Annotated in this window: 21 protein-coding genes; 10 read left to right on the top strand and 11 right to left on the bottom strand. The window is 38.2% G+C overall.

Translation table 11 applies throughout. The features are described 5' to 3' along the window. Nucleotides 1-5: 5 nt before the first annotated feature. From lipB to ACXM0J_RS15205, 4 genes are all read left to right on the top strand, one after another. Nucleotides 6-659: a lipoyl(octanoyl) transferase LipB gene (lipB, locus tag ACXM0J_RS15220; protein ID WP_005064548.1), complete on the top strand. Its 654-nt coding sequence runs from the start codon at nt 6-8 to the stop codon at nt 657-659. Between the two features lie 81 nt (nt 660-740). Continuing rightward, a complete protein-coding gene (locus ACXM0J_RS15215) occupies nt 741-1,274 on the top strand; it encodes a hypothetical protein (protein ID WP_005072911.1) in 534 nt (177 codons plus the stop codon). Between the two features lies 1 nt (nt 1,275). Further along, nucleotides 1,276-2,460, top strand: a complete 1,185-nt coding sequence (locus tag ACXM0J_RS15210; protein WP_017386748.1) for an iron-containing alcohol dehydrogenase — start codon at nt 1,276-1,278, stop codon at nt 2,458-2,460. A gap of 251 nt (nt 2,461-2,711) precedes the next feature. Beyond that, nucleotides 2,712-4,115: an APC family permease gene (locus tag ACXM0J_RS15205; protein ID WP_171265344.1), complete on the top strand. Its 1,404-nt coding sequence runs from the start codon at nt 2,712-2,714 to the stop codon at nt 4,113-4,115. A gap of 37 nt (nt 4,116-4,152) precedes the next feature. Here ACXM0J_RS15205 and ACXM0J_RS15200 read toward each other — a convergent pair whose 3' ends face one another. Beyond that, complete coding sequence (locus ACXM0J_RS15200) at nt 4,153-4,713, bottom strand: flavodoxin family protein (RefSeq protein ID WP_086265657.1); 561 nt, start codon at nt 4,711-4,713, stop codon at nt 4,153-4,155. Between the two features lie 117 nt (nt 4,714-4,830). On the opposite strand from ACXM0J_RS15200, the gene ACXM0J_RS15195 reads away from it, so the two are divergent. Then, complete coding sequence (locus ACXM0J_RS15195) at nt 4,831-5,211, top strand: winged helix-turn-helix transcriptional regulator (protein ID WP_086265658.1); 381 nt, start codon at nt 4,831-4,833, stop codon at nt 5,209-5,211. A 43-nt stretch (nt 5,212-5,254) separates the two neighbouring features. Here ACXM0J_RS15195 and ACXM0J_RS15190 read toward each other — a convergent pair whose 3' ends face one another. The 3 genes from ACXM0J_RS15190 to ACXM0J_RS15180 all read right to left on the bottom strand — a co-directional run bounded on the left by ACXM0J_RS15190 (nt 5,255) and on the right by ACXM0J_RS15180 (nt 7,989). Continuing rightward, nucleotides 5,255-5,887, bottom strand: coding sequence for a hypothetical protein (locus ACXM0J_RS15190; RefSeq protein WP_086265659.1), 633 nt, complete (start codon nt 5,885-5,887; stop codon nt 5,255-5,257). Nucleotides 5,888-5,903: 16 nt separating this feature from the next. Beyond that, nucleotides 5,904-6,713 carry a DUF6502 family protein gene (locus tag ACXM0J_RS15185; RefSeq protein WP_086265660.1) on the bottom strand — a complete coding sequence of 270 codons (810 nt, stop codon included), beginning with the start codon at nt 6,711-6,713 and terminating at the stop codon, nt 5,904-5,906. Between the two features lie 85 nt (nt 6,714-6,798). Beyond that, nucleotides 6,799-7,989 carry a cupin-like domain-containing protein gene (locus ACXM0J_RS15180; protein ID WP_086265661.1) on the bottom strand — a complete coding sequence of 397 codons (1,191 nt, stop codon included), beginning with the start codon at nt 7,987-7,989 and terminating at the stop codon, nt 6,799-6,801. Nucleotides 7,990-8,090: 101 nt separating this feature from the next. On the opposite strand from ACXM0J_RS15180, the gene ACXM0J_RS15175 reads away from it, so the two are divergent. Further along, complete coding sequence (locus ACXM0J_RS15175; RefSeq protein WP_479750626.1) at nt 8,091-9,668, top strand: PT dipeptide repeat lipoprotein; 1,578 nt, start codon at nt 8,091-8,093, stop codon at nt 9,666-9,668. Between the two features lie 60 nt (nt 9,669-9,728). On the opposite strand, the gene ACXM0J_RS15170 is transcribed toward ACXM0J_RS15175, so the two are convergent. The 7 genes from ACXM0J_RS15170 to rplU all read right to left on the bottom strand — a co-directional run bounded on the left by ACXM0J_RS15170 (nt 9,729) and on the right by rplU (nt 15,522). After that, nucleotides 9,729-10,202, bottom strand: coding sequence for a tRNA (cytidine(34)-2'-O)-methyltransferase (locus ACXM0J_RS15170; protein WP_002116042.1), 474 nt, complete (start codon nt 10,200-10,202; stop codon nt 9,729-9,731). A gap of 43 nt (nt 10,203-10,245) precedes the next feature. Continuing rightward, nucleotides 10,246-11,619, bottom strand: coding sequence for a siroheme synthase CysG (cysG, locus tag ACXM0J_RS15165; protein WP_086265317.1), 1,374 nt, complete (start codon nt 11,617-11,619; stop codon nt 10,246-10,248). A 67-nt stretch (nt 11,620-11,686) separates the two neighbouring features. Further along, nucleotides 11,687-12,958 carry a serine--tRNA ligase gene (serS, locus tag ACXM0J_RS15160; RefSeq protein WP_479750624.1) on the bottom strand — a complete coding sequence of 424 codons (1,272 nt, stop codon included), beginning with the start codon at nt 12,956-12,958 and terminating at the stop codon, nt 11,687-11,689. 118 nt (nt 12,959-13,076) lie between these two features. After that, a complete protein-coding gene (locus ACXM0J_RS15155; protein ID WP_086265315.1) occupies nt 13,077-13,877 on the bottom strand; it encodes an RsiV family protein in 801 nt (266 codons plus the stop codon). Between the two features lie 114 nt (nt 13,878-13,991). Next, nucleotides 13,992-14,687 carry an outer membrane lipoprotein periplasmic chaperone LolA gene (gene lolA, locus ACXM0J_RS15150; protein WP_004789378.1) on the bottom strand — a complete coding sequence of 232 codons (696 nt, stop codon included), beginning with the start codon at nt 14,685-14,687 and terminating at the stop codon, nt 13,992-13,994. A gap of 247 nt (nt 14,688-14,934) precedes the next feature. Then, a complete protein-coding gene (gene rpmA / locus ACXM0J_RS15145) occupies nt 14,935-15,192 on the bottom strand; it encodes a 50S ribosomal protein L27 (protein ID WP_002116037.1) in 258 nt (85 codons plus the stop codon). 18 nt (nt 15,193-15,210) lie between these two features. Further along, nucleotides 15,211-15,522, bottom strand: a complete 312-nt coding sequence (gene rplU, locus ACXM0J_RS15140; RefSeq protein WP_000271409.1) for a 50S ribosomal protein L21 — start codon at nt 15,520-15,522, stop codon at nt 15,211-15,213. 441 nt (nt 15,523-15,963) lie between these two features. On the opposite strand from rplU, the gene sdsA reads away from it, so the two are divergent. From sdsA to adeI, 4 genes are all read left to right on the top strand, one after another. Continuing rightward, the gene (sdsA, locus tag ACXM0J_RS15135) at nt 15,964-16,941 is read left to right on the top strand and encodes an All-trans-nonaprenyl-diphosphate synthase (RefSeq protein WP_086265314.1); all 978 of its coding nucleotides are present in this window, start codon (nt 15,964-15,966) and stop codon (nt 16,939-16,941) included. Between the two features lie 14 nt (nt 16,942-16,955). Then, nucleotides 16,956-19,016 (top strand): site-specific recombinase, encoded by a 2,061-nt coding sequence (locus ACXM0J_RS15130; RefSeq protein WP_086265313.1) that lies wholly within the window; start codon nt 16,956-16,958, stop codon nt 19,014-19,016. Nucleotides 19,017-19,198: 182 nt separating this feature from the next. Then, nucleotides 19,199-19,825: a phosphatase PAP2 family protein gene (locus tag ACXM0J_RS15125; RefSeq protein ID WP_086265312.1), complete on the top strand. Its 627-nt coding sequence runs from the start codon at nt 19,199-19,201 to the stop codon at nt 19,823-19,825. 24 nt (nt 19,826-19,849) lie between these two features. Then, a complete protein-coding gene (adeI, locus tag ACXM0J_RS15120; RefSeq protein WP_002116482.1) occupies nt 19,850-21,097 on the top strand; it encodes a multidrug efflux RND transporter periplasmic adaptor subunit AdeI in 1,248 nt (415 codons plus the stop codon).

Genomic DNA, 21,097 nt, shown 5'->3' with positions numbered 1-21,097 from the left:
TTGTGATGAGCCTTGATAAACCTAACTTAATCATTCGGCAATGGAACGATTTACAAGATTATCAAAGCAAATTTGAAACCATGAAACTCTTAACAAATGAGCGAGATCAAGATACGCCCGATGAGTTATGGTTACTTCAACATCATAATGTTTTAACTCAAGGTCAAGCTGGTAAACCTGAACACATCCTAATTTCATCAGATATTCCTGTAGTACAAACTGACCGTGGTGGACAAGTGACTTGGCATGGACCCGGTCAACTTGTGGCTTACTTCATGTTTGATCTTAATCGTCTAAAGTGGAACGTACGCACATTGGTCAGTTTTGCTGAACAATTCATGATAGATGTTTTAAAAAAATACGGAATTGAAGCGTATGCAAAGCCAGATGCACCAGGAGTTTATGTGGATGGCCGTAAGATTGGTTCCCTAGGCTTTAAAATTCGTCGTGGCCGTAGTTACCATGGGTTAGCGCTAAATCTGGACTGTGCCCTAGATGGATTCCAGACGATTAATCCTTGTGGCTATGCAGGTTTAGAAATGGTGCGTATACAAGATTTGGTGACTCCTTATCCATCATTCACTCAACTTTGCCAAGACTTTATTGAGTATATTAAGAATACTGGGTACTTTAATGACCCAGAAGTCAAAACCGAATAAATCGCTTTGCGATGAAATAAAAATGGATTAGAGTATTTACTCTAAATTTGCTTTTGCATAATTTTAACAAGGGATACGCGAGTGATTTCGACAAAAGCTGTAAAGCCTACTCTGCAACTTGCCTACGTTAAGCTCATGATGGATGTTGTTGGTCGTGGCTTAGTCATGGCAAGTCAAGTGGACACTGAAATACAAGAGGAAGTATCTAAATTTCCTGTTCACTTTGTACTTTCAATGAATGTTTTCCCAAATGGACCAGCATTTTTTGCTCGAGTCACAGAAGACAAACAGTTAGAGCTACTCAAAAGAGCTGAAAGAAAGCCAGACTTAACTATTACATTCAAACATGTAACTCATGCCTTTTTAGTATTTTCTTTTCAAGAAAGTACTGCCCAAGCATTTGCGAATGACCGAATGATTGCTGATGGTGATGTATCTGCTGCCATTCGCTTAGTACGCTGTCTAAATAAAATGGAATCTCTTATTTTACCTAAATTGGTTGCGTCTCTTGCAGTCAAAGAATACCCAACCGAACTCACCCTAAAAGAAAAATTCAACGAAGCTGCAAATATTTACTTAAAAGTAGCTAAGTCCTATTTCAAGCGGAGCGCATAACATGGCTAAACCATATTACGAATTCTTTTGTCCTGTAAAAGTCATTGCTGGTAATGCTGCGTTAGAACATATTCCGTTTGAACTTGCGACTTTAGGCGCAAAACGCCCGCTCATCATTACAGATAAAGGTGTGCGCGCAAATGGCTTACTCAACCCGATTGAAGCTGCATTCAGTACGACCGATGCTGTCATTGGTCATGTGTTTGATGATGTTCCACCAGACTCAAGTTTAGAAGTCGTTCGTCTTGCCGCAGAAGCTTATCGCAAGAATAAATGTGACGCGATTATTGCGGTAGGTGGTGGTTCAGTTATTGATACCTCAAAAGCAACTAACATTTTAGTGTCTGAAGGCGGAGATGACTTACTTCAGTATTCTGGTGCACACAACTTACCAAAACCATTAAAACCATTTTTTGTAATCCCAACTACATCAGGTACGGGATCTGAAGTGACTATGGTTGCCGTGGTTTCAGATACGCAAAAGAATGTTAAATTGGCATTTGCCTCTTATTACTTAATGCCACATGCAGCGATTTTAGATCCACGCATGACGCTTACATTGCCACCTCATTTAACAGCAATGACAGGCATGGATGCCTTAACACATTGTGTTGAAGCGTATACATGTATGGCTGCCAATCCACTTAGCGATGCTTATGCAAGTGCTGGAATTAAAAAGATTAGTGAAAACCTATTTAATGTCTTAGAAAATCCAAACGACTCCCAAGGTCGTTTAGAACTAGCACAAGCCTCCACAATGGCAGGTATTGCATTTTCTAATTCAATGGTGGGCCTTGTACATTCTTTGGGTCATGCTTTAGGTGCTGTTGCTCACCTGCCTCATGGTTTATGTATGAATTTATTCTTACCGTATGTACTTGAATATAATAAGCAGGTAAATGGCCAAAAAATTGGTGAATTACTATTGCCATTAGCTGGTGCTGATATCTATGCACAAACTCCAGCAACTCAACGTGCAGACCGAGCAATTGCAACAATTTTGGCAATGCGTGATCGTTTATTTACTTTAACCAAGTTACCACGTACTTTACGTGAAACTGGTAAAGTAACTGAAGCACAGCTCGATGAAGTTGCAGAAAAAGCACTAAATGATGGCTCAATTATTTACAACCCTAAAGAAGCAAGCCTAAAAGATATTCGAGAGATCTTACAAAAGGCATGGTAATACAATAAGTTAAATTATAAATCTCTATGTAAGGTCCTGATTTATATATAAAATCAGGATCTTTTTTACAGCTATAAATTTGTACTCATTATTTTATTTGTAAATATGGCAAAAAATTTGCTAAAAAATCGATGAAAGTACTGACAATTTGCATCAATTTAGGATAGATTGGCGCACTTTATCTTTTTCTGTAGGGGGGATCGTTCGTCTCAAACGATCCTTAACACCAAGCTGATCCTTGATCAACGATTATGAGGATAACGCCGTTGACAACTATCTCTGGGACTCCGTCTGTAGTTAAGCTACAAAAAACGCTAGGTCTTTGGCATATTATTATTATTGGTTTAGCCTATATTCAGCCAATGACATTATTTGACACATTCGGCCTAGTTTCCGAAGAAAGTCATTACCATGTTCCGACTTCGTATATTTTTGCATTAATTGCCATTTTGCTAACATCGATTAGTTATGGACATATGATTAAGCGCTATCCATCTTCAGGTTCAGCTTATACCTATGCACAAAAATCAATTCACCCTAATGTTGGTTTTATGGTGGGTTGGTCATCTTGGTTAGATTATTTGCTTTCACCAATGGTCAATATTATTTTGGCTGGCATTTATCTTGATGCATTATTCCCTACAGTCAATCATTGGGTATGGGTAATTGTATTAACCGCTTTCATGACTGGTATCAACTTACGCGGTGCACGTTTTGTTGCCAATTTTAATAGCCTCATTGTATTTGTACAGTTACTCGTCATCGGTATATTTACTTATCTGGTCTATAGCAAATTACAAATGGGCTATAATGCAGAAGGCCCTATTACAGCAGCAACCCGTTATCAGTTATGGAGTTTAGAGCCTTTTTGGAATGAGTTGACCTCAGTAGGGGCATTGGTCACTGGTGCAACATTACTTTGCTTCTCGTTTACCGGATTTGATTCTTTAAGTTCTTTAGCTGAAGAAACTAAAGATACTGAAAAAACATTACCTAAGGCGATTTTTTTAACAGCACTTATCGCTGGAGTAATTTTTGTCATCAGTACTTACTTCATGCAAATTTACTTCCCTAATGATCCTAAAAACTACTTTGAAGATGTTGCAGCAACACAGCCAGACATTTTATTACTTGTAGGCGGATCATTATTTCAGTCCTACGTTCTTGCTTTTGCAATTATTACTGTCATGGCATCTGGTATTTCAGCTCATGCAGGTGTATCGCGCTTGATGTATGCAATGGGACGTGATGGTGTCATCAATAAAAAAATCTTTGGTCATGTTAGTCCAAAGAACTATACGCCTTCATACAATATTCTTATTGTTGGTGTTGTAGCACTAGCAGCAGGTTTCATGAGCTTAGATATTGTCATTTCAATGATTAGCTTTGGTGCGTTAACTGCATTTACATTTGTTAATTTATCAGTGATTTCACGCTATGCTTTACGTGATGGCCGCACAAAGAATTTCAAAGATATTTTTAACTTTGTAATTATTCCACTTCTTGGCTTCTTCAGTATTTTCGCTCTATGGCTTGAGATTGAAGAGACAGCCTTGAAATATGGATTATGGTGGGCAATGTTCGGTATTTTATACCTAGGTTATAAAACTAAAGGGTTTAAATATCAGGCACCTCAACATAATGAACATGAATAATAAAAAAGGCGCTTAAAGCGCCTTTTTTATGGTCAAATTAGCCAAAAATTTTGTTCACAATATCTTGTACGCGTTTTGCATAAAGTTTCGCTGTTTCAAGGTCTCCAGCAGGAACTTCCTCTACACTTGCATCAGAAGGCGATTGAACTAAAAGTCCAACTGAACCACCTAAGTTATTTACATCTTCACGTGTTGCGTCTTTAGTATTCGCTGGCAATAAACCCAGACTTACCCAAATCCCACCATGTTGTGATGCTAAAGTCTGTAATTGAATAAGAGTAACCTGCTTATCCCCATTTAAGCTCGCGCTGTTTGTGAAGCCTGCAAATACTTTATCTTGCCAACCACGTGTAAACCACACTTTTGAAGTTGCATCAGCAAACTTTTTAAACTGCCATGGTGCTGTACCCATATAAGTCGGAGCACCAAAAACAATCCCCTTTGCATCACTTAATGTCTGCCAATCTTGATCAGTAATATTACCCTCTTGATCAATCTGGATGAGCTGAGCATTAATTTCGTTTGCAAACGTTTCAGCCACGACTTTAGTGTGGCCATAACCAGAGAAATATACAACTGCGATATTAGATTTAAACATGGGAGCAAACCTTTGTTTTATTAAATTCCACTTTATGATATATTTTGGAAACTAGGTGTCAATTAGTTACTAATCGGTAACTAGTATAATTTTTTTAGAAATTAGCAGGTAAATAGTATGAATGAGTGTTTAAAATATAATGTTTTTCAACAACATTGCCCTGCTCGTTTATTTTTTGAAAAAATTGCAGATAAGTGGGTTTTATTGATTTTAAATGTTCTTGAAGAAGAAACTCAGCACTTCAATTTACTTAAAAAAAATATACAAGGAATCTCACCTAAAGTCTTATCACAAAAGTTGAAAATGTTAGAAAGAGATGGATTTATCGAACGTAAAATCCAGAATACTTCTCCTATTCGTGTAGATTACTCACTTACCCCTTTAGGACAAAATGTGGCTTCGATGGCATTCCAATTAAAGGAATGGGCCGAAACCAATATTGAGCAAGTTTTAGCAGCCCAAATGACTTATGATGAAAAAGTGCTAGAGCAAGCTTAACTCATACTTCCCTTAAAATTTTATCGCTCATGAGTGGCTTAACTTAATTAATTTTAATCGGCTCAGGTGGTGCACTTATTTTAAATTGGATAGTTAAAGGTTCACATTGGTTTAACTCTTGATCACTCTTCAAATAAGTGCTTTCTAGACCATATTTCCAAGTACCATTCATGACGTCAAATGCTGGATAATTGACAATAAAAGTTTTGGTTTCACCTGGCAGATATTCGTAAGTTTGAGTCTCTTTACACTCATTTTCTGGGTAAGAGCGCTTCATGTTTCCAAGTAAATAGAGTTCTAAAGGTACATAACAAGCAGGTTGTCGTTCTTGTATCTTTTCTAAACCTTTATTGGTTTGCGTAATCTGCAAAGCCAGAGTACCGTTTAGAGTTAACTGCTGTGCATATTTAAAAACAGTTTCTTTTTCTATGGGTTCACGCGTTACATTATTGAGAAACTGTAGTTTGCGATGTAAGCCATTACAGTCATCTTCAACGGGTGCAGGCAACCAAATTTCATTATCTTTTGAGTCGCCTTTCTCTCCATCGGCCGGTGTTTCAAAATCACCCGGTTTACCAGGTTTAGTCGGATATCCTGATCCCCCTAAACTTGCACCACCTGCGAATAAATCCTCTCCACAAGCGGTTAAAAGACCACTTGTCAAAATGAAGCTCATGGATATTATAAATTTTTTATAAGTTGTTTTCGTCATATTGATAAGCTCCGAAACGGAAAGTTTTAGTTGCACCCTCTTTTCCTTCATCTAGTGCACAACGTTCAATAGCTAATTTAAGTACTTGTAGTGATAAATCTTCCCATAAGCGTAAACTTGCTTCTTTAAGTAAAGTAATCGATTCATCTGTTAGTTCATCAGCAAAAATTGCTTGTTCTAAATAGGGTTCTTTTTCTGGCTGAAATAAATTATGAACTCCTGCAGCCAAATGTGCTTCTAAGTTATTTGTTAATAATTTTCGAACCTCGAATTGCTCAACATCAGGCATAAAACTACGCTGCTGTAACACCACAAGGCCATCTTCTTCTTTCACAATATTTAGGCGTTCGAGTTCATTCAAAATAGATCTTGGATGCTTTTCAGTTGAAACTTTCTTTACTAAATTTTCAAAACTAATCTGATCATTACTCACAAATGGAATTTTTTCTGCCAATCCCTCTGCAAGCCACAAACCAATCACCCGAGCAGGAACACTTACTGGCTCTGCTACTTTTGCCTCTGTTAAAGGCTGACCAGCCTGCATTGCCTTTTTAAATGCATTCACGTCTTTGCGATGTAAACCTGAAAGTAAACTGACTGCTGAATCAGTTGGCTTTTGCTCTATACGCTCTAGCTCACTCAAAGCCTGTTGATAGAAAACAGGTTTTAAAGCAGTTACAAAGTCGTTATATCCCACTCCTGAACGAATTAACCATTGCGTCAGGTATTCCATTAACATTAATACCTGCTTCTGATTAAGTTCTGCATTGTTCGTTTGGAGTGTGGTCATAGAGTAACAATTTTCCTTCATATTTGAAAAACAGTATGGGCCGAGCAATTGTCACACTGAACGGTTTAAGATGCAATTTTCATTCTTAGACCTCTTTGGGAAACCGATCAACATAATGATTTGGTGCATTAAAATGGGTAAAAGAAATACTGATTGAGACATCCAAACTTTCTACGCTATGCCACCAACCAATTGGGATGAATAAAGCTTCCCCAGCATTCAAAACACATTCAACAGGAGTAATTGATTTTGCTAAAGGATATTTTTCAAAATCAATTTTATTTGTATTACTCAACTCACTAAACACCCAATGATCGTTATACAGATGAGGAACTTGCAAGGCAGGAATTAAAGTTACTTTTTTTCTTCCATAAATTTGAACCAACATATTATTCGTTAAATCATGATGTAAGGGCGTAAAAGTTCCTTTAGGCCCAAACCATAAAAAACTACGGTCATCCTTTAAAGCCAAATTACAGTAGCCATCTGCAAAATCATCTATATCTTCAAATAATTCTTGAAGCATCTGATGACTATTTGATGCATTATTTGCAGTCATATAAAAATCATTGCTAGCATCAACTGACATAACTTTTGACACGAACTCTGACATCTTCATTTTTTGTTTTAGAGATGGAGAATGTCTTTCAAACTGATCATCTAAATTTCTATTCATTTGGACTTCAACCGAATGATGGCCAAATCTAGAAGCAAAATATTGCGGAGACCATTTATGTAAAGCCGGCCAATGTTCTATTCCTTTTTTTAAAATTACAGGGCGATGTTGACTATAGTAATCTTTCACAAAATCAGAGAACTGTGGAGCAGTAATTGAAGGAATTTTTTTACAATAGTCCGGGTTTAGCTGCGCCAATTGATCTACAGTTTCTATTAACCATTCACGTTTTTTAAGTTGATGATGCTTTTTCTTCAAAATTTTATATAACTGATTATTTTTTAAATTATTTAAATATTCACTTATGTTTAACTGCTCATACCCCTGCCCGACCAATATTTTTACTATTTCCGCAGATGTTTTCTCATTTAAAATTTGCTCAATTACCCATTCCTGATCGTGATCCAATAAAGTCTGAAGATTCAAATTATTTACTTTAAGTTTTGGACCAAATCCATTTGCTTTTAACACCTCAACCAATTGCTCAATTTCACATCCCTTTTCTAAGTTTTCTTCAAGCCAGTTTTTCCATTCAAATGGCAATTGGTCAAACCATTTTTGGCTTTGTTCGAATATTTCAATTTGATTATAAGCTGCCATGTTGAACCTTTTTTTAAATTTGATCTTTACAACTGCATTATAATTGATCTATTTTAAAAATGTTAAATTTTCACATTTTTAATAAAAAAAGGGTTCATGTGATGAATAACATAGTAAAAGGAAGCAGCATTGCTTTGATTTTTATAGCTTTAAGTGGGTGTGGGTCTGACGATAATGATTCGACACCAACACCAACACCAACACCAACACCAACACCAACACCAACACCAACACCAACACCAACACCAACACCAACACCAACACCAACACCAACACCAACACCAACACCAACACCAACACCAACACCAACAAGTGTAGCGGACCGCTTTGTGGGAAGTTGGTTAGCAGGTAAAGGAGCTTGTATTAATGGGTCTGCTTTAAAAATGAACGTCATTAAGGTTTCTGATAACAGCGTTCGATTTGCCAGTGAAACAGTACGTTATGAGAATGAATCGAACTGTACAGGTAATATTGTGGCAAGTTATAGACAAGCTGAAGATTTTAGTCTGGTTTCAAATATTGGAGCACCTCAGACAGTACAAACCTCAAGCTATAACAAAGTAGATTGGCAGCTTGTAGTAGCAGGAAAGCTAACTCAGAAACAGCCAGCTATTCTAGGCTTTAAAAATGCAAACCAATTCTGTCTAGTTCCCACAGATGAACCAAATGCAATACATAATTATTTGCAGCAAGCAAACTTTGATCTGACAAATACGTGTTTCACAAAAACAACTCCACCAGCAAGTATGCAAAAGCCAACTCAAGTATTGGCAACAGCAAGTTATAGACTAGGAGACAATAAAGAATCGTGGGCAGACGTATTAAGTCAACTTAATGATCAAGGACGCCAAGGCTACGCCCTTCTCACACCCTCAGTCAGTTTAGATAATCCAGATGGAAGCTTTACGCTGTATAAAAATTTATATGTTAAAAACAATAAATCCACTGATACATACACTTATAAAATAGTTGATGTTAAAACTAATTCAGTAGCAAACCGTTATTTACTATGGGTGAATGAGTTAAATAAACAAGGTAGCTTAGGCTATATATATAAGCTTTCATTTGGCGAGGTTACATCTGATACAGATAAATATTTATTTGTGAAAAATGATAAGAAACCAGCAACATATTCTTATTCTAATCGCTTCTTAACCAACACTTCTCGCACAAGTATTTTAAATGCCTTCAATGAACTAGGTGCACAAGGTTGTAAGCTAATTTACGCAAACTCAGAATTCACCAATAATGGCACAACAAATGGGACCTTCTATGTACCAACTTGTGTAAATAGTAGTACACATAATGGAACCTATGCGTATCGTTATTTTGAGGTTCCACAACATATTCCTTTCAACAAGGATGATGCAATTAAACTTGAAAAACTTCTTAAAGAACAAGCAGCTGAAGGTTATAGATTGGTAGATGCAAACAATAACCTAGGCTTCTTTAATATTGATGGTTATTTATTTGAGCGTGATAGTGAAAATACAGGACCTATTGAATATAAAGTATTTATTGAAGATGCTGCATCCGAAACAGATGAGCCTTATATCTTTGAAAATCGGATTCAAGACCAAGGTACATTAGGCTGGTTCTTTGCAGTTCGACTTGGCTCCGTCTATACCAACTCACCAACAAATTATGATTTAGCAAGTGGTGTTGTTTTCCCTAAATAAGACATCTAAAAACAAATAAGGCCACAACTGTGGCCTTATTCTTATTTAAAAACTACTAACTTATCCTAAGTTTTTAAAACCCTGCTGACGCCATGCTTCATAAACAATCACGGCTGTTGCATTAGATAAATTTAAACTTCTTGAGTTTTCAGCCATTGGCAAACGAATCCACTGTTCTTGTGGAAACATCAAGCGAACATGCTCAGGCAAGCCACGTGTTTCCGGCCCCATCAGTAAAGCTACAGGTCGATTCAAATCAACTGTATGTGGAGTTGCAGATCCTTTTGTGGTGAGTGGAAAAACATGCTCTACACCTTTAGCTTTCAAGTCAGCAAGGCAAAGTTCTATGTTGTCCCAAATTTGCATACGAGCCCATTCATGATAATCAAGGCCTGCACGCTTAAGCTTTTTATCATCTAATTCAAAACCTAGTGGTTTGACTAAATGTAGCTGTGCGCCCGTATTGGCACATAAACGAATGATATTGCCTGTATTGGCAGGAATTTCAGGCTCATATAGGACAACATGAATCACAAATTTTCTCGACTTTAATAACCAGCAATAAACTCAAATGAACTTATTGCCATTTTAACTGTTCACGTAAATTCACCACTTCACCAATAATGGTTAAAGTCGGTGCTACAATATGATGTTCAGACACTTTAGTTGCAATATCAGCTAATGTTCCAACAATAACTTTCTGTTCTGGTGTGGTTCCTTTAGATATTAAGGCTACAGGCATATCGGCACGTTGACCATGAGCAATAAGTTGCTCACAAATACGCTCCAAACCAACTAACCCCATATATAAAACTAAAGTTTGATTTTCATAAACCAGTTCATTCCAAGGGAGTTCAGGTGAACCTTCCTTTAAATGCCCAGTCAAGAAACGAACACTTTGTGCATAGTCACGATGTGTTAATGGAATGCCCGCATAAGCTGAACAGCCTGATGCTGCAGTTATACCCGGTACAACTTGAAAAGTGACATTCGCCTCAACTAGCTCTTGAATCTCTTCACCGCCACGCCCAAAGATAAATGGATCACCACCCTTTAAACGACAAACACGCTTTCCTTTTTGAGCATATTCAACCAATAAGGCATTGATGCTATCTTGGGGAACAGAGTGATTTGAACGGGCTTTACCAACATAAATTTTAGTCGCATCACGGCGACAAAGCTCTAAAATGGGTGCAGAAACAAGACGATCATAAATCACAACGTCGGCTTGTTGCATAAGACGTAATGCTTTTAGTGTCAGTAACTCTGGATCACCCGGTCCAGCGCCGACTAAATAAACTTCACCTTTAGGCGTAGTCCATTCTGTTAAGGCTTGCTGAATCAAACCATTAGCAACTTCTAAATTGTCATTAAAAACTTGTTCCTTCAATGGGCTAGCATAGAGGTTTTCCCAAAAAATCCGACGCTCATCTGGATTGGGAATTTTTTCTTTTACCTGCTTGCGCCATTGACCAGAAAACTCAGCCAGTTTCCCCATGCCATGTGGAACAATTGTTTCTATTTGAGTACGAAGTTGTCTCGATAAAACTGGTGATGCACCATTTGAAGCGACAGAAATAATTAACGGAGAACGATCAATAATAGCTGGAACCATAAAGCGGCAATGTGGAATATCATCAACACTGTTTACCAGTAAATTACGCACTTCACATTGTTCAAAAACAGCTTTATTCACTTGCGCATCATTAGTGGCAGCAATCACTAATCGATATGGTGTATTTAATATTTTTTCAGCAAAGGACTCAGCAAAATACTCTCCACCTGTGGTTTTGACTAACTGTAAAAGCTGCTCTTCAATTACAGGAGCAATAATATCAATTACTGCTCCTGCTTTGGCTAAAAGATTTGCTTTGCGCAGCGCAATATGCCCCCCACCGACAATCAGACAACGTTGCTGTTGCAACTTTAAAGAGATTGGAAAAATATCCACCTTAAACCTCTGCATTAATCATCTGATTTGGGTTAAGCAAAAACCATGCACAATTTAGATGCAAAGCTTAATCAATAAACGTTGCACCACCCATATATGGGCGTAATACTTCTGGAATCTCGATAGAACCGTCTTCACGTTGGTAATTTTCCATCACAGCCAGCAAAGTACGTCCAACTGCAAGACCCGAACCATTTAGAGTATGCACCAATTCAGTCTTCTTCTGATCTACTCTGTAGCGTGCTTTCATGCGGCGCGCCTGAAAATCACCCATATTTGAGCAGCTTGAAATTTCGCGATAAGTATTTTGGCTTGGAACCCAAACTTCTAAGTCATAAGTCTTAGTAGCACCGAAGCCCATATCCCCACCACAGAGCAAAATTTTGCGATATGGCAAACCAAGTGCCTGCAAAATGCCCTCAGCATGTGCCGTAAGTTCTTCAAGCGCCTGCATAGATGTTTCAGGTTTAACGATTTGCACCATCTCAACTTTATCAAATTGGTGCTGACGAATTAAACCGTGTGTATCTCGACCATAAGAACCTGCTTCACTACGGAAACATGGCGTATGCGCTGCATATTTTAATGGCAAGCGTTCAGTATCAATAATCTCATCACGAACGAAGTTAGTAACTGGAACTTCTGCTGTTGGGATGAGGTAATATTCTTTTTCACCTTGAAGTTTGAATAAATCTTCTTCAAATTTTGGTAACTGCCCAGTACCACGAAGTGAATCAGCATTGACCAAATAAGGCACATACGCTTCTGTATAGCCATTCTTTAAAGTATGGGTATCAAGCATGAACTGTGTTAATGCACGTTGTAGGCGTGCTAAAGGACCTTTCAATACGCTAAAACGTGAACCAGTCAATTTAGTAGCAGTTTCAAACTCTAAACCGCCCATCCACTCACCTAAATCAGTATGATCTTTGATTTCAAAATCAAACTGACGAGGCGTACCCCACTTTGAGATTTCAACGTTATCATCTTCATCTTTACCAGCAGGAACAGACTCATCTGGTAAGTTAGGAATACTCAACGCTTTTTGTTCAATCTCATTTTGGAGCTCTGATAAAGCAACTTCAGCAGCTTTGATTTCATCACCAATGGCTTGCATACGCGCCATGATTTCAGAAGCATCACCACCGGATTTTTTAATCTGACCCACTTGTTTTGCACCGGCATTACGTTCTGCCTGCAATTTTTCAGTTTTTGATTGCAAATCTTTACGACGAGTTTCTAAAGAAGCCCATTCTTGAACATCTAATTGAACACCGCGTTTTGCCAAAGCCGCATTAACGGCTTCAATATTATTTCTGAGTAACTTAGGGTCGATCATAATCAATCATAATATGGGTAAAAAACTGGCTATAGTGTAAGGCCTTAACACTAAAAAATATAGTGATCATCTTCATAACGAATAGCTTTCACACAATTGTTAGAATAGATCACCAGTTTTACAAGTTATAGTTTGGCACACTTGGTAAGTACTCAGGTTTAATGAACTTATTCGCCTCAAAATACGGCAGGGTTAATTCAGACATTCCCTCTGCATATGAAGCTAGCTCATAAATTGGATAGACAAATACAATGCCATTAGCACCATAGTAGAAATTATCGCTTAATTGCAGTTTTTCACGAGTAATATTGTGCTCTTGAAGCCAATTGGTATTTGCTTCAAAAAGTGCATCAACCAACTGTTTTTCAACATCTGGCTTAATAAGCTCTTCAACAATAATGTGCTTTTTATTTAGCAAATCAAAATTTACAAATTCTTGATGAGACATGCCATGTGCAGCACCTGCAGAATAGGAATAGGTCTGGAATGCAAAAGTTGCAAGATTATAATTTTGTCCTAAATAGCGAACATAAATTGCACTTTGGCTCGAACGAGACTCGCCTTCAGGTACTTCAACTGGTTGATCTGCCAGATTTGCAAAAGCGTTCGGATCTGCTTTCTTTATACGATTGGTGAAGTAATCATTAATCCACTTCTGATTGGTTTGTACCGTTTGAAAGTCATACTCAGTACAACCATCTTCTAAGCAAACTTTTGATTTTGGCAATTTTACTGGGATTACTTTTGCTTGAATTACAGGAGCACCAGCTTCTTTCGTTTCTTTAACTTTTGCAGTCGAAGCAGCCTGCTCTTCTTTGGCTGCCGATTTTGGTTGACAACCAGTCACAATTGCCATTGCAGCCATTAATGGAAGAATACAAATAATTTTCTTATCGTAAAGTCGCATAATAATCCCCATGAATTTACCTATAACACTATACAAAGCGCAAGAATAAGACGGGGTTAAAAAATGTATCTGTCTCTCTTATATAAAAAAGCTACCGTGAAGGTAGCTTTTTTGAAGAGGCTTTAATTATTGGTCAATAACATCTGTACCTTTTGGCGGCGTAAAGTTAAAGACTGATGCCGGAATTGAAGCATTTACTTTAACGTTCTTAAAGCGTACATAGGTGGTTTGACCTAATGAGTCTTGTAATACCATAAGTGTAGGCGCTTTATTTGCTCCGAAGCTAATCGTTAAGCTTTGGAATGCCCCATCTTCTTTTTTAGGGAATAATGTGAAATAAAGTTTAGATTTATCGGGTTGTGTCACACGATAAGACTTCATGATTTGGTTGGTATTACCAGAGAGTAATAATGCTGGTGTATCGGCAACCTGATCATCTAAGCTTTGGCGGACCGCTTGTTGTAAATCTGGATCATAGATCCAAACTGTTTTTCCGCTCGTTACAATTGTTTGTTTAGCAGGACTTACTGTTTCCCAATAAAATTTCCCCGGACGTTCAACTTTCATTGAACCTTTAAATGTCTGGTTCATATGCTGTGCACTTAAACTCTTTTTCTGTGCCACAGTTTTTGTATTGGCTTTAGTTGTTTGTTCAAAGTCGGCAGTCAAACGCTGTAAACCTGATAACTGATTAACCAGGTTCCCAATTGCCTGTTGCTCCGGTGCTGCTACAGGCGCAGCAAACACTGTAGTACTCATTACAGGAGCAAGCACTGACGCGCTAAGTGTAATAGCACACATAGTTTTACGAAGCATATTCATGTCATCACCTTTTTAGTTGCTGTAAGACAACTTACTCTCTTTCAAAGTTATAAAGTTATGAAACTGAGTAAGCTCTTAATTCAAGACTCATATTAACCGACAAACTCTGTGCTAATCATTGAGAAAATAAGATATTTTGTTATGTTATTCATGTTGTTTGTAGAATTTCATTCATCATGATGAAGATGAATAAAAATAAATGCCATAAAAAAAGCCCACAAAATGTGGGCTTTTTTCGAGCTAAAACTTATACAGTTTCAACTTTTACGTAGCGACGGCCAAATTGACCTTTCACTTCGAATTTTACTACGCCGTCAGCAGTAGCAAATAAAGTATGGTCACGGCCCATACCAACATTTGCACCAGCGTGGAACTCTGTACCACGTTGACGAACGATGATGTTACCAGCAGTTACAGCTTGACCGCCGTAAACTTTAACACCTAACATTTTTGGGTTTGAATCACGACCGTTCTTCGTCGATCCACCGGCTTTTTTAGTTGCCATGTCTCTTACTCCTCGTGATTAGCCTGAAATACCAGTAATTTTCAACTCAGTGAACCATTGACGGTGACCTTGTTGTTTACGGTAGTGTTTACGACGACGCATTTTGATAATGCGGATTTTGTCGTGACGACCATGACCAATCACTTCTGCAGTTACTTTAGCGCCAGCTACAACTGGAGCACCGATTTGAATGTTGTCACCGTTTACAACCATTAATACATCATCAAATGTAATAGTCGCACCAGATTCAGCTTTCAATAATTCAACTTTAAGGGTTTCACCCTCAACTACACGGTGCTGTTTACCACCGCTTTGGATTACTGCGTACATAATGTACTCCAATCAGCCCGTGTCGTCGTGTCGATAAAGGGATATATCGATCTTAAAACGAACGCCACTGGGGTTATACAAGGCGACAGATTTTAAGTGAAATTTGATCAAACGACAAGTATTTTCTATATATCAGTAAAGCATGCTCCCCTATTCTTACAAAATCAAACAGCTTGGACTCGAATTTAGCAGTTTTCATTGATTCTGAATGAAAATTAAAATACAGTTCCAGACACAAATTGCGTCAAGAACAAGTTGTATTAATGCTGATGTCATTAAATTTATTGTTTTGCCGGAAATATCGTGTTTTGCTTAAATAAAGAACAAAGAACGCTAAAAGACAATAGAAATGATTAATATCAGCCACTTGTTAACCTATGCAACACATCTTTAATTGATACACTAACGCCACTTATCTACCAATACGGGGTTTTTCTTCATATGGTCATCGATTTCAAGCAAGACATTCTTGCGCCTGTTGCCTCAGACTTTGCTGCGATGGATCACTTGATTAATGAAGGAATTAGCTCAAAAGTCGGTTTAGTCATGTCTGTCAGCAAACATGTAGTTGAAGCTGGCGGAAAACGTATGCGCCCAATCATGTGTTTACTTGCAGCACGTGCTTGTGGTTTAGATAACATGGCAAATGCACAACGTTTAGCTGCAATCATTGAAATGCTGCATACTGCGACACTAGTCCATGATGATGTGGTAGATGAATCTGGGCTTCGTCGTGGTCGTCCTACAGCAAATGCAACATGGAACAATCAGACAGCCGTTTTAGTCGGTGATTTCCTGATTGCTCGTGCTTTCGATTTACTGGTCGATTTAAACAACATGACTTTATTGAAAGACTTTTCAACAGGTACATGTGAAATTGCTGAAGGTGAAGTATTACAACTTCAATCGCAGCATCAACCAGATACAACTGAAGAAACTTATTTAAAAATTATTCATGGTAAAACGTCTCGTCTGTTTGAACTGGCTACAGAAGGTGCTGCTATTTTGGCGGGCCAAGAAGCGTACCGTGAACCATTAAGATTGTTTGCCGGTCATTTTGGTAATGCATTCCAAATTATTGATGATATTTTAGACTACACCTCTGATGCTGAAACATTAGGTAAAAATATTGGTGATGATTTAATGGAAGGTAAGCCAACTTTACCGTTAATTTCTGCATTAGCATGCTCAACAGGTGAAGAGCATGCGATTATTCGTCGCAGTATCGCAACTGGTGGAGTAGACCAACTATCTCAGGTCATCGAAATTGTACAGAAGTCTGGTGCTTTAGATTATTGCAACCAACGTGCCCAAGAAGAAACAGAAGCAGCACTGCAAGCTTTATCAAACCTACCTGATACACCGTATCGTCAGGCTTTGATTAACTTAACTCAGCTTGCGTTACATCGAATACAATAGATATTATTTTGCCTATGCATATAAATTTTTCAGATCATTTTTTAAAAATAGAGAAGCAGCTTGAGGATCCTCAAGCTGTCATTGATGAAAATCTACTTATTGAACTCGTCAATGCCGTCCGACCATCCAACCCACAAGATACGGATGAAATTAAGAAAAAAATACAGGCTTTTATTGAAAGCCTTTTGCGCACACCTACAGCGCCCTTCTTACTACAAACTTTTTTATTACGTTTAATTAATCGCTATAAACAAGTTAGTTTATATGCCGATAGCGGAATCTTGTCTTTAGATGGTTTCTGGAACCAGCTTGGGCAAAGACTCGGAGCACATTTTTTACCGTTAATCGAAGACTCTAGCCAACTCAAAATATTAATTGGAAAAATTTTCTATCTAGAAAGTGACAAAATCTGGCTCAATAATATTGATGATGAAGATTGGGCAAATTTATTTAGCCTTATTGGGCAAAGCCAAAGTAATGTCGAAGAGAAGTTAGTCATTCAAAGTGAAATGATTAAAGCTATTACAGTCCTATCCTATCGAATTAGTGGAATTGGTCTTTATCCTGAATTTATTAACGCTCAGCCAGAATTAACAGAATATGAGTCGCCATTTTTAGTTCAGAACCGTGAAATTATTGAGTTTATTGAAAAGTATAAAAAACAAGAAATTTCTGAACATGAAATTGCAGTTATTTCCCCGCCCGATGCATCACAAGCATTTGTTATGTTGGAACAATGCCGAGATGTCGTTTTAAAAATTCGCCGTGCGACCAAAAGAATTGGTGTCAGCTTAAGTTTGACTTACTTACTATCATTACTTGAGCAATGTCTTGATCGAATTGAGTTATTACTTTATCTAGTCGTAGATAACACTAAAGGAAAATATGTTTCTTTAGGACATCTTATTTCTGATTTAACCAAGGCACATTACAGCGAAAAAAGTGTTCGCTCATTACTCAGTACGACTAGTGAACTCATTGCCTTTCAGGTAACAGAAAATGCTAGCCGAACAGGTGAGCATTACGTAAGTACAGATACTAAAGGCTTCTGGGGAATGTATAAAGCTGCCGCTGGTGCAGGTGTCATTATTGCCTTTATGGCATCTTTAAAAATTCTTGCTGCAAGAATGACAATGGCCCCGCTCATGCAAGCCTTTACGTTCAGTATGAACTATTCGCTAGGTTTCATTCTGATTCATGTTTTGCATTTTACAGTTGCGACCAAGCAACCCGCTATGACGGCGGCGGCTCTTGCTGCAACAGTACAACAACGTAAAGGCTCTAAAACGGCTCAAATTGCGGAGTTAGCGGCGCTTATTATTAATATCATCCGAACGCAATTTATTGCTATTTTGGGTAATATTTCAATTGCGATTCCTACTGCTGCACTCATTACTTTTGCTTGGCAGTTTTACCTTGATGAACCATTATTAACCCATACTAAAGCAACTTACCTCCTACACAGCCTAAATCCCTTTACTTCACTAGCAGTTCCACATGCGGCAATTGCTGGAGTATGTCTGTTTTTGTCAGGTCTCATTGCAGGATACTTTGACAACATGGCTGTTTACCGAAAAGTCGGCCCGCGTCTAAGAGCACATCGCCGGTTAGCTAGCTGGTTTGGACAAGATCGTCTTAACCGTTTTGCTGAATATATTGAACGTAATTTAGGTGCGTTAGCCGGTAACTTCTTATTCGGTATTATGTTAGGAAGCATGGGAACCATAGGCTTCATCCTAGGTCTACCTTTAGATATTCGTCATATTGCCTTTGCATCAGCTAACTTTATTCAAGGTTTAATGACTATTAACGGCAGCCCAGATATCGGTCTAATTATCGTGTCGTTTCTCGGTGTGCTATGTATTGGTCTCACCAACTTATTTGTGAGTTTTACCTTAACGATTATTGTAGCACTACGGGCCCGTCGAGTTCGCTTTGAACAATGGAAACCTTTAGCCAAATTGGTCATGACTCATTTTCTAACTCGCCCAAGCGATTTTTTCTGGCCACCTAAACAACCATTAGAACTTGAAGAAAATACACCGACAAATCACGGAAAAAAATCGGATCACTAATAATTTGCTTTGTACACAGAATGTGAGTTTCGTCAATTTTGTTGTGATTGTTTTTCCAAATGTTAAAAAATTTTCAAAATGAATTTACGATGATCTATCAGGCTTGAAAAAAAGTGTACTGGCAAGTACACTTTTAACGGCTTTCAGTAGTGGACACTGCTTGAATAAGCAAAGGTATATACATGCCCTATATATTGCTTTTTATTGGTTGTATTTTTTTAGGATTAGGTATTCTTGGTCTTTTTGTGCCAAGACTTCAATCTTTGGATCTTCTCACCGTTCAAATATTGAGTGAAAATCGTTCAGATTATCTTAACTCTATTGCAATCTTTTTAGCACGTATAGGCGGTATGCCTTTTGTATGTTTTTTATCCTTTCTGGTATGTCTATATCAAGCATGGTATAAAAAATATATTACTGTTATTTTCATTAGCGTGGGTGTTCTTGGCAGTATCATCACGGGTTGGCTGCTCAAGTGGTGTGTTGACCGTCCAAGACCTCCACTGGCGTATCATATTGTCGAAAGTTATGGTGCATCGTTCCCAAGTGCACATAGTGTTTATGCATCAACACTGGCTTGTATGGCAATGATAATGTTATGCCATAAGCCCAACACTAACTCTCCTTATATCATTTTGATTTCCTGTCTTTGGTTTATCTGTATGGGGCTTTCAAGAATATATGCTGGAGTTCATTTTCCAACAGATGTACTCGCCGGTTGGGGCATAGGTTTTATTTGGATTGCACTGCTTTGGCTCTGGTTATTACAAACACAAAGTAGGTTAAGTAGAAAACAAATATATTTTTAGATTTTATCTAAACGAGGTGGAACAATGATGTCGGCTAAGCTTTGGGCTCCTGCCCTTACTGCTTGCGCATTAGCAACAAGTATCGCACTTGTTGGTTGTAGCAAAGGCTCCGATGAGAAACAGCAAGCTGCTGCTGCTCAGAAAATGCCGCCTGCAGAAGTAGGTGTTATTGTTGCTCAACCACAAAGTGTTGAACAAAGCGTTGAACTTTCCGGCCGTACTTCAGCATATCAAATTTCTGAAGTTCGTCCTCAAACAAGTGGTGTGATTTTAAAGCGCTTGTTTGCTGAAGGAAGTTATGTTCGTGAAGGACAAGCTCTTTATGAGCTCGATTCTCGAACTAACCGTGCAACGCTTGAAAATGCAAAGGCTACCCTTTTACAACAACAGGCAAATCTAGCTTCACTACGTACTAAGTTAAACCGTTATAAACAGCTTGTTTCGAGTAATGCTGTGTCTAAACAAGAATATGACGACTTACTTGGTCAGGTTAATGTTGCCGAAGCACAAGTTTCTGCAGCAAAAGCTCAAGTAACGAATGCAAATGTTGATCTTGGCTACTCTACAATTCGCTCACCAATTTCTGGTCAGTCTGGACGTTCTTCTGTAACAGCAGGTGCTTTAGTCACTGCAAACCAAACTGATCCTTTAGTGACGATTCAACAGTTAGATCCAATCTATGTTGACATTAACCAGTCTAGTGCCGAGTTATTACGTTTACGTCAACAACTTAGCAAAGGTAGTTTAAACAATAGTAACAACACGAAAGTAAAATTGAAGCTCGAAGACGGTTCAACTTACCCAATCGAAGGACAACTTGCTTTCTCTGATGCTTCTGTGAATCAGGATACAGGAACGATTACTCTACGTGCCGTATTCTCGAATCCGAATCATCTGTTACTTCCAGGCATGTATACCACTGCACAGATTGTTCAAGGTGTAGTTCCTAATGCTTACCTGATTCCTCAAGCTGCAATTACACGTTTACCTACAGGTCAAGCTGTAGCAATGCTTGTTAATGCCAAAGGTGCTGTTGAGAGTCGTCCTGTTGAAACCTCTGGTGTTCAAGGACAAAACTGGATTGTGACTAACGGTCTTAAAGCTGGTGATAAAGTGATTGTTGATGGTGTTGCCAAAGTGAAAGAAGGGCAAGAAGTTTCAGCAAAACCTTACCAAGCTCAACCAGCGAATCCACAAGGTGCAGCTCCAAATGCGACAAAACCGGCTCAATCAGGTAAACCTCAAGCAGAACAGAAAGCATCCAATGCATAA

This window comes from Acinetobacter sp. GRABPA_MV_2, from assembly GCF_056725885.1.
This window is presented reverse-complemented; position numbering and strand designations above follow the sequence as displayed.

Excerpts from the sequence above, each read along its gene's own strand:
- adeI (WP_002116482.1), top strand. The coding sequence starts at position 19,850 with ATGATGTCGGCTAAGCTTTGGGCTCCTGCCCTTACTGCTTGCGCATTA.
- rpmA (WP_002116037.1), bottom strand. The coding sequence starts at position 15,192 with ATGGCAACTAAAAAAGCCGGTGGATCGACGAAGAACGGTCGTGATTCA.
- rplU (WP_000271409.1), bottom strand. The coding sequence starts at position 15,522 with ATGTACGCAGTAATCCAAAGCGGTGGTAAACAGCACCGTGTAGTTGAG.
- ACXM0J_RS15125 (WP_086265312.1), top strand. The coding sequence starts at position 19,199 with ATGCCCTATATATTGCTTTTTATTGGTTGTATTTTTTTAGGATTAGGT.
- ACXM0J_RS15210 (WP_017386748.1), top strand. The coding sequence starts at position 1,276 with ATGGCTAAACCATATTACGAATTCTTTTGTCCTGTAAAAGTCATTGCT.
- lipB (WP_005064548.1), top strand. The coding sequence starts at position 6 with ATGAGCCTTGATAAACCTAACTTAATCATTCGGCAATGGAACGATTTA.
- ACXM0J_RS15185 (WP_086265660.1), bottom strand. The coding sequence starts at position 6,713 with ATGACCACACTCCAAACGAACAATGCAGAACTTAATCAGAAGCAGGTA.
- ACXM0J_RS15195 (WP_086265658.1), top strand. The coding sequence starts at position 4,831 with ATGAATGAGTGTTTAAAATATAATGTTTTTCAACAACATTGCCCTGCT.
- ACXM0J_RS15180 (WP_086265661.1), bottom strand. The coding sequence starts at position 7,989 with ATGGCAGCTTATAATCAAATTGAAATATTCGAACAAAGCCAAAAATGG.
- sdsA (WP_086265314.1), top strand. The coding sequence starts at position 15,964 with ATGGTCATCGATTTCAAGCAAGACATTCTTGCGCCTGTTGCCTCAGAC.
- ACXM0J_RS15190 (WP_086265659.1), bottom strand. The coding sequence starts at position 5,887 with ATGAGCTTCATTTTGACAAGTGGTCTTTTAACCGCTTGTGGAGAGGAT.
- ACXM0J_RS15205 (WP_171265344.1), top strand. The coding sequence starts at position 2,712 with ATGAGGATAACGCCGTTGACAACTATCTCTGGGACTCCGTCTGTAGTT.
- ACXM0J_RS15200 (WP_086265657.1), bottom strand. The coding sequence starts at position 4,713 with ATGTTTAAATCTAATATCGCAGTTGTATATTTCTCTGGTTATGGCCAC.
- ACXM0J_RS15155 (WP_086265315.1), bottom strand. The coding sequence starts at position 13,877 with ATGGGGATTATTATGCGACTTTACGATAAGAAAATTATTTGTATTCTT.
- ACXM0J_RS15175 (WP_479750626.1), top strand. The coding sequence starts at position 8,091 with ATGAATAACATAGTAAAAGGAAGCAGCATTGCTTTGATTTTTATAGCT.
- ACXM0J_RS15130 (WP_086265313.1), top strand. The coding sequence starts at position 16,956 with ATGCATATAAATTTTTCAGATCATTTTTTAAAAATAGAGAAGCAGCTT.
- serS (WP_479750624.1), bottom strand. The coding sequence starts at position 12,958 with ATGATCGACCCTAAGTTACTCAGAAATAATATTGAAGCCGTTAATGCG.
- lolA (WP_004789378.1), bottom strand. The coding sequence starts at position 14,687 with ATGAATATGCTTCGTAAAACTATGTGTGCTATTACACTTAGCGCGTCA.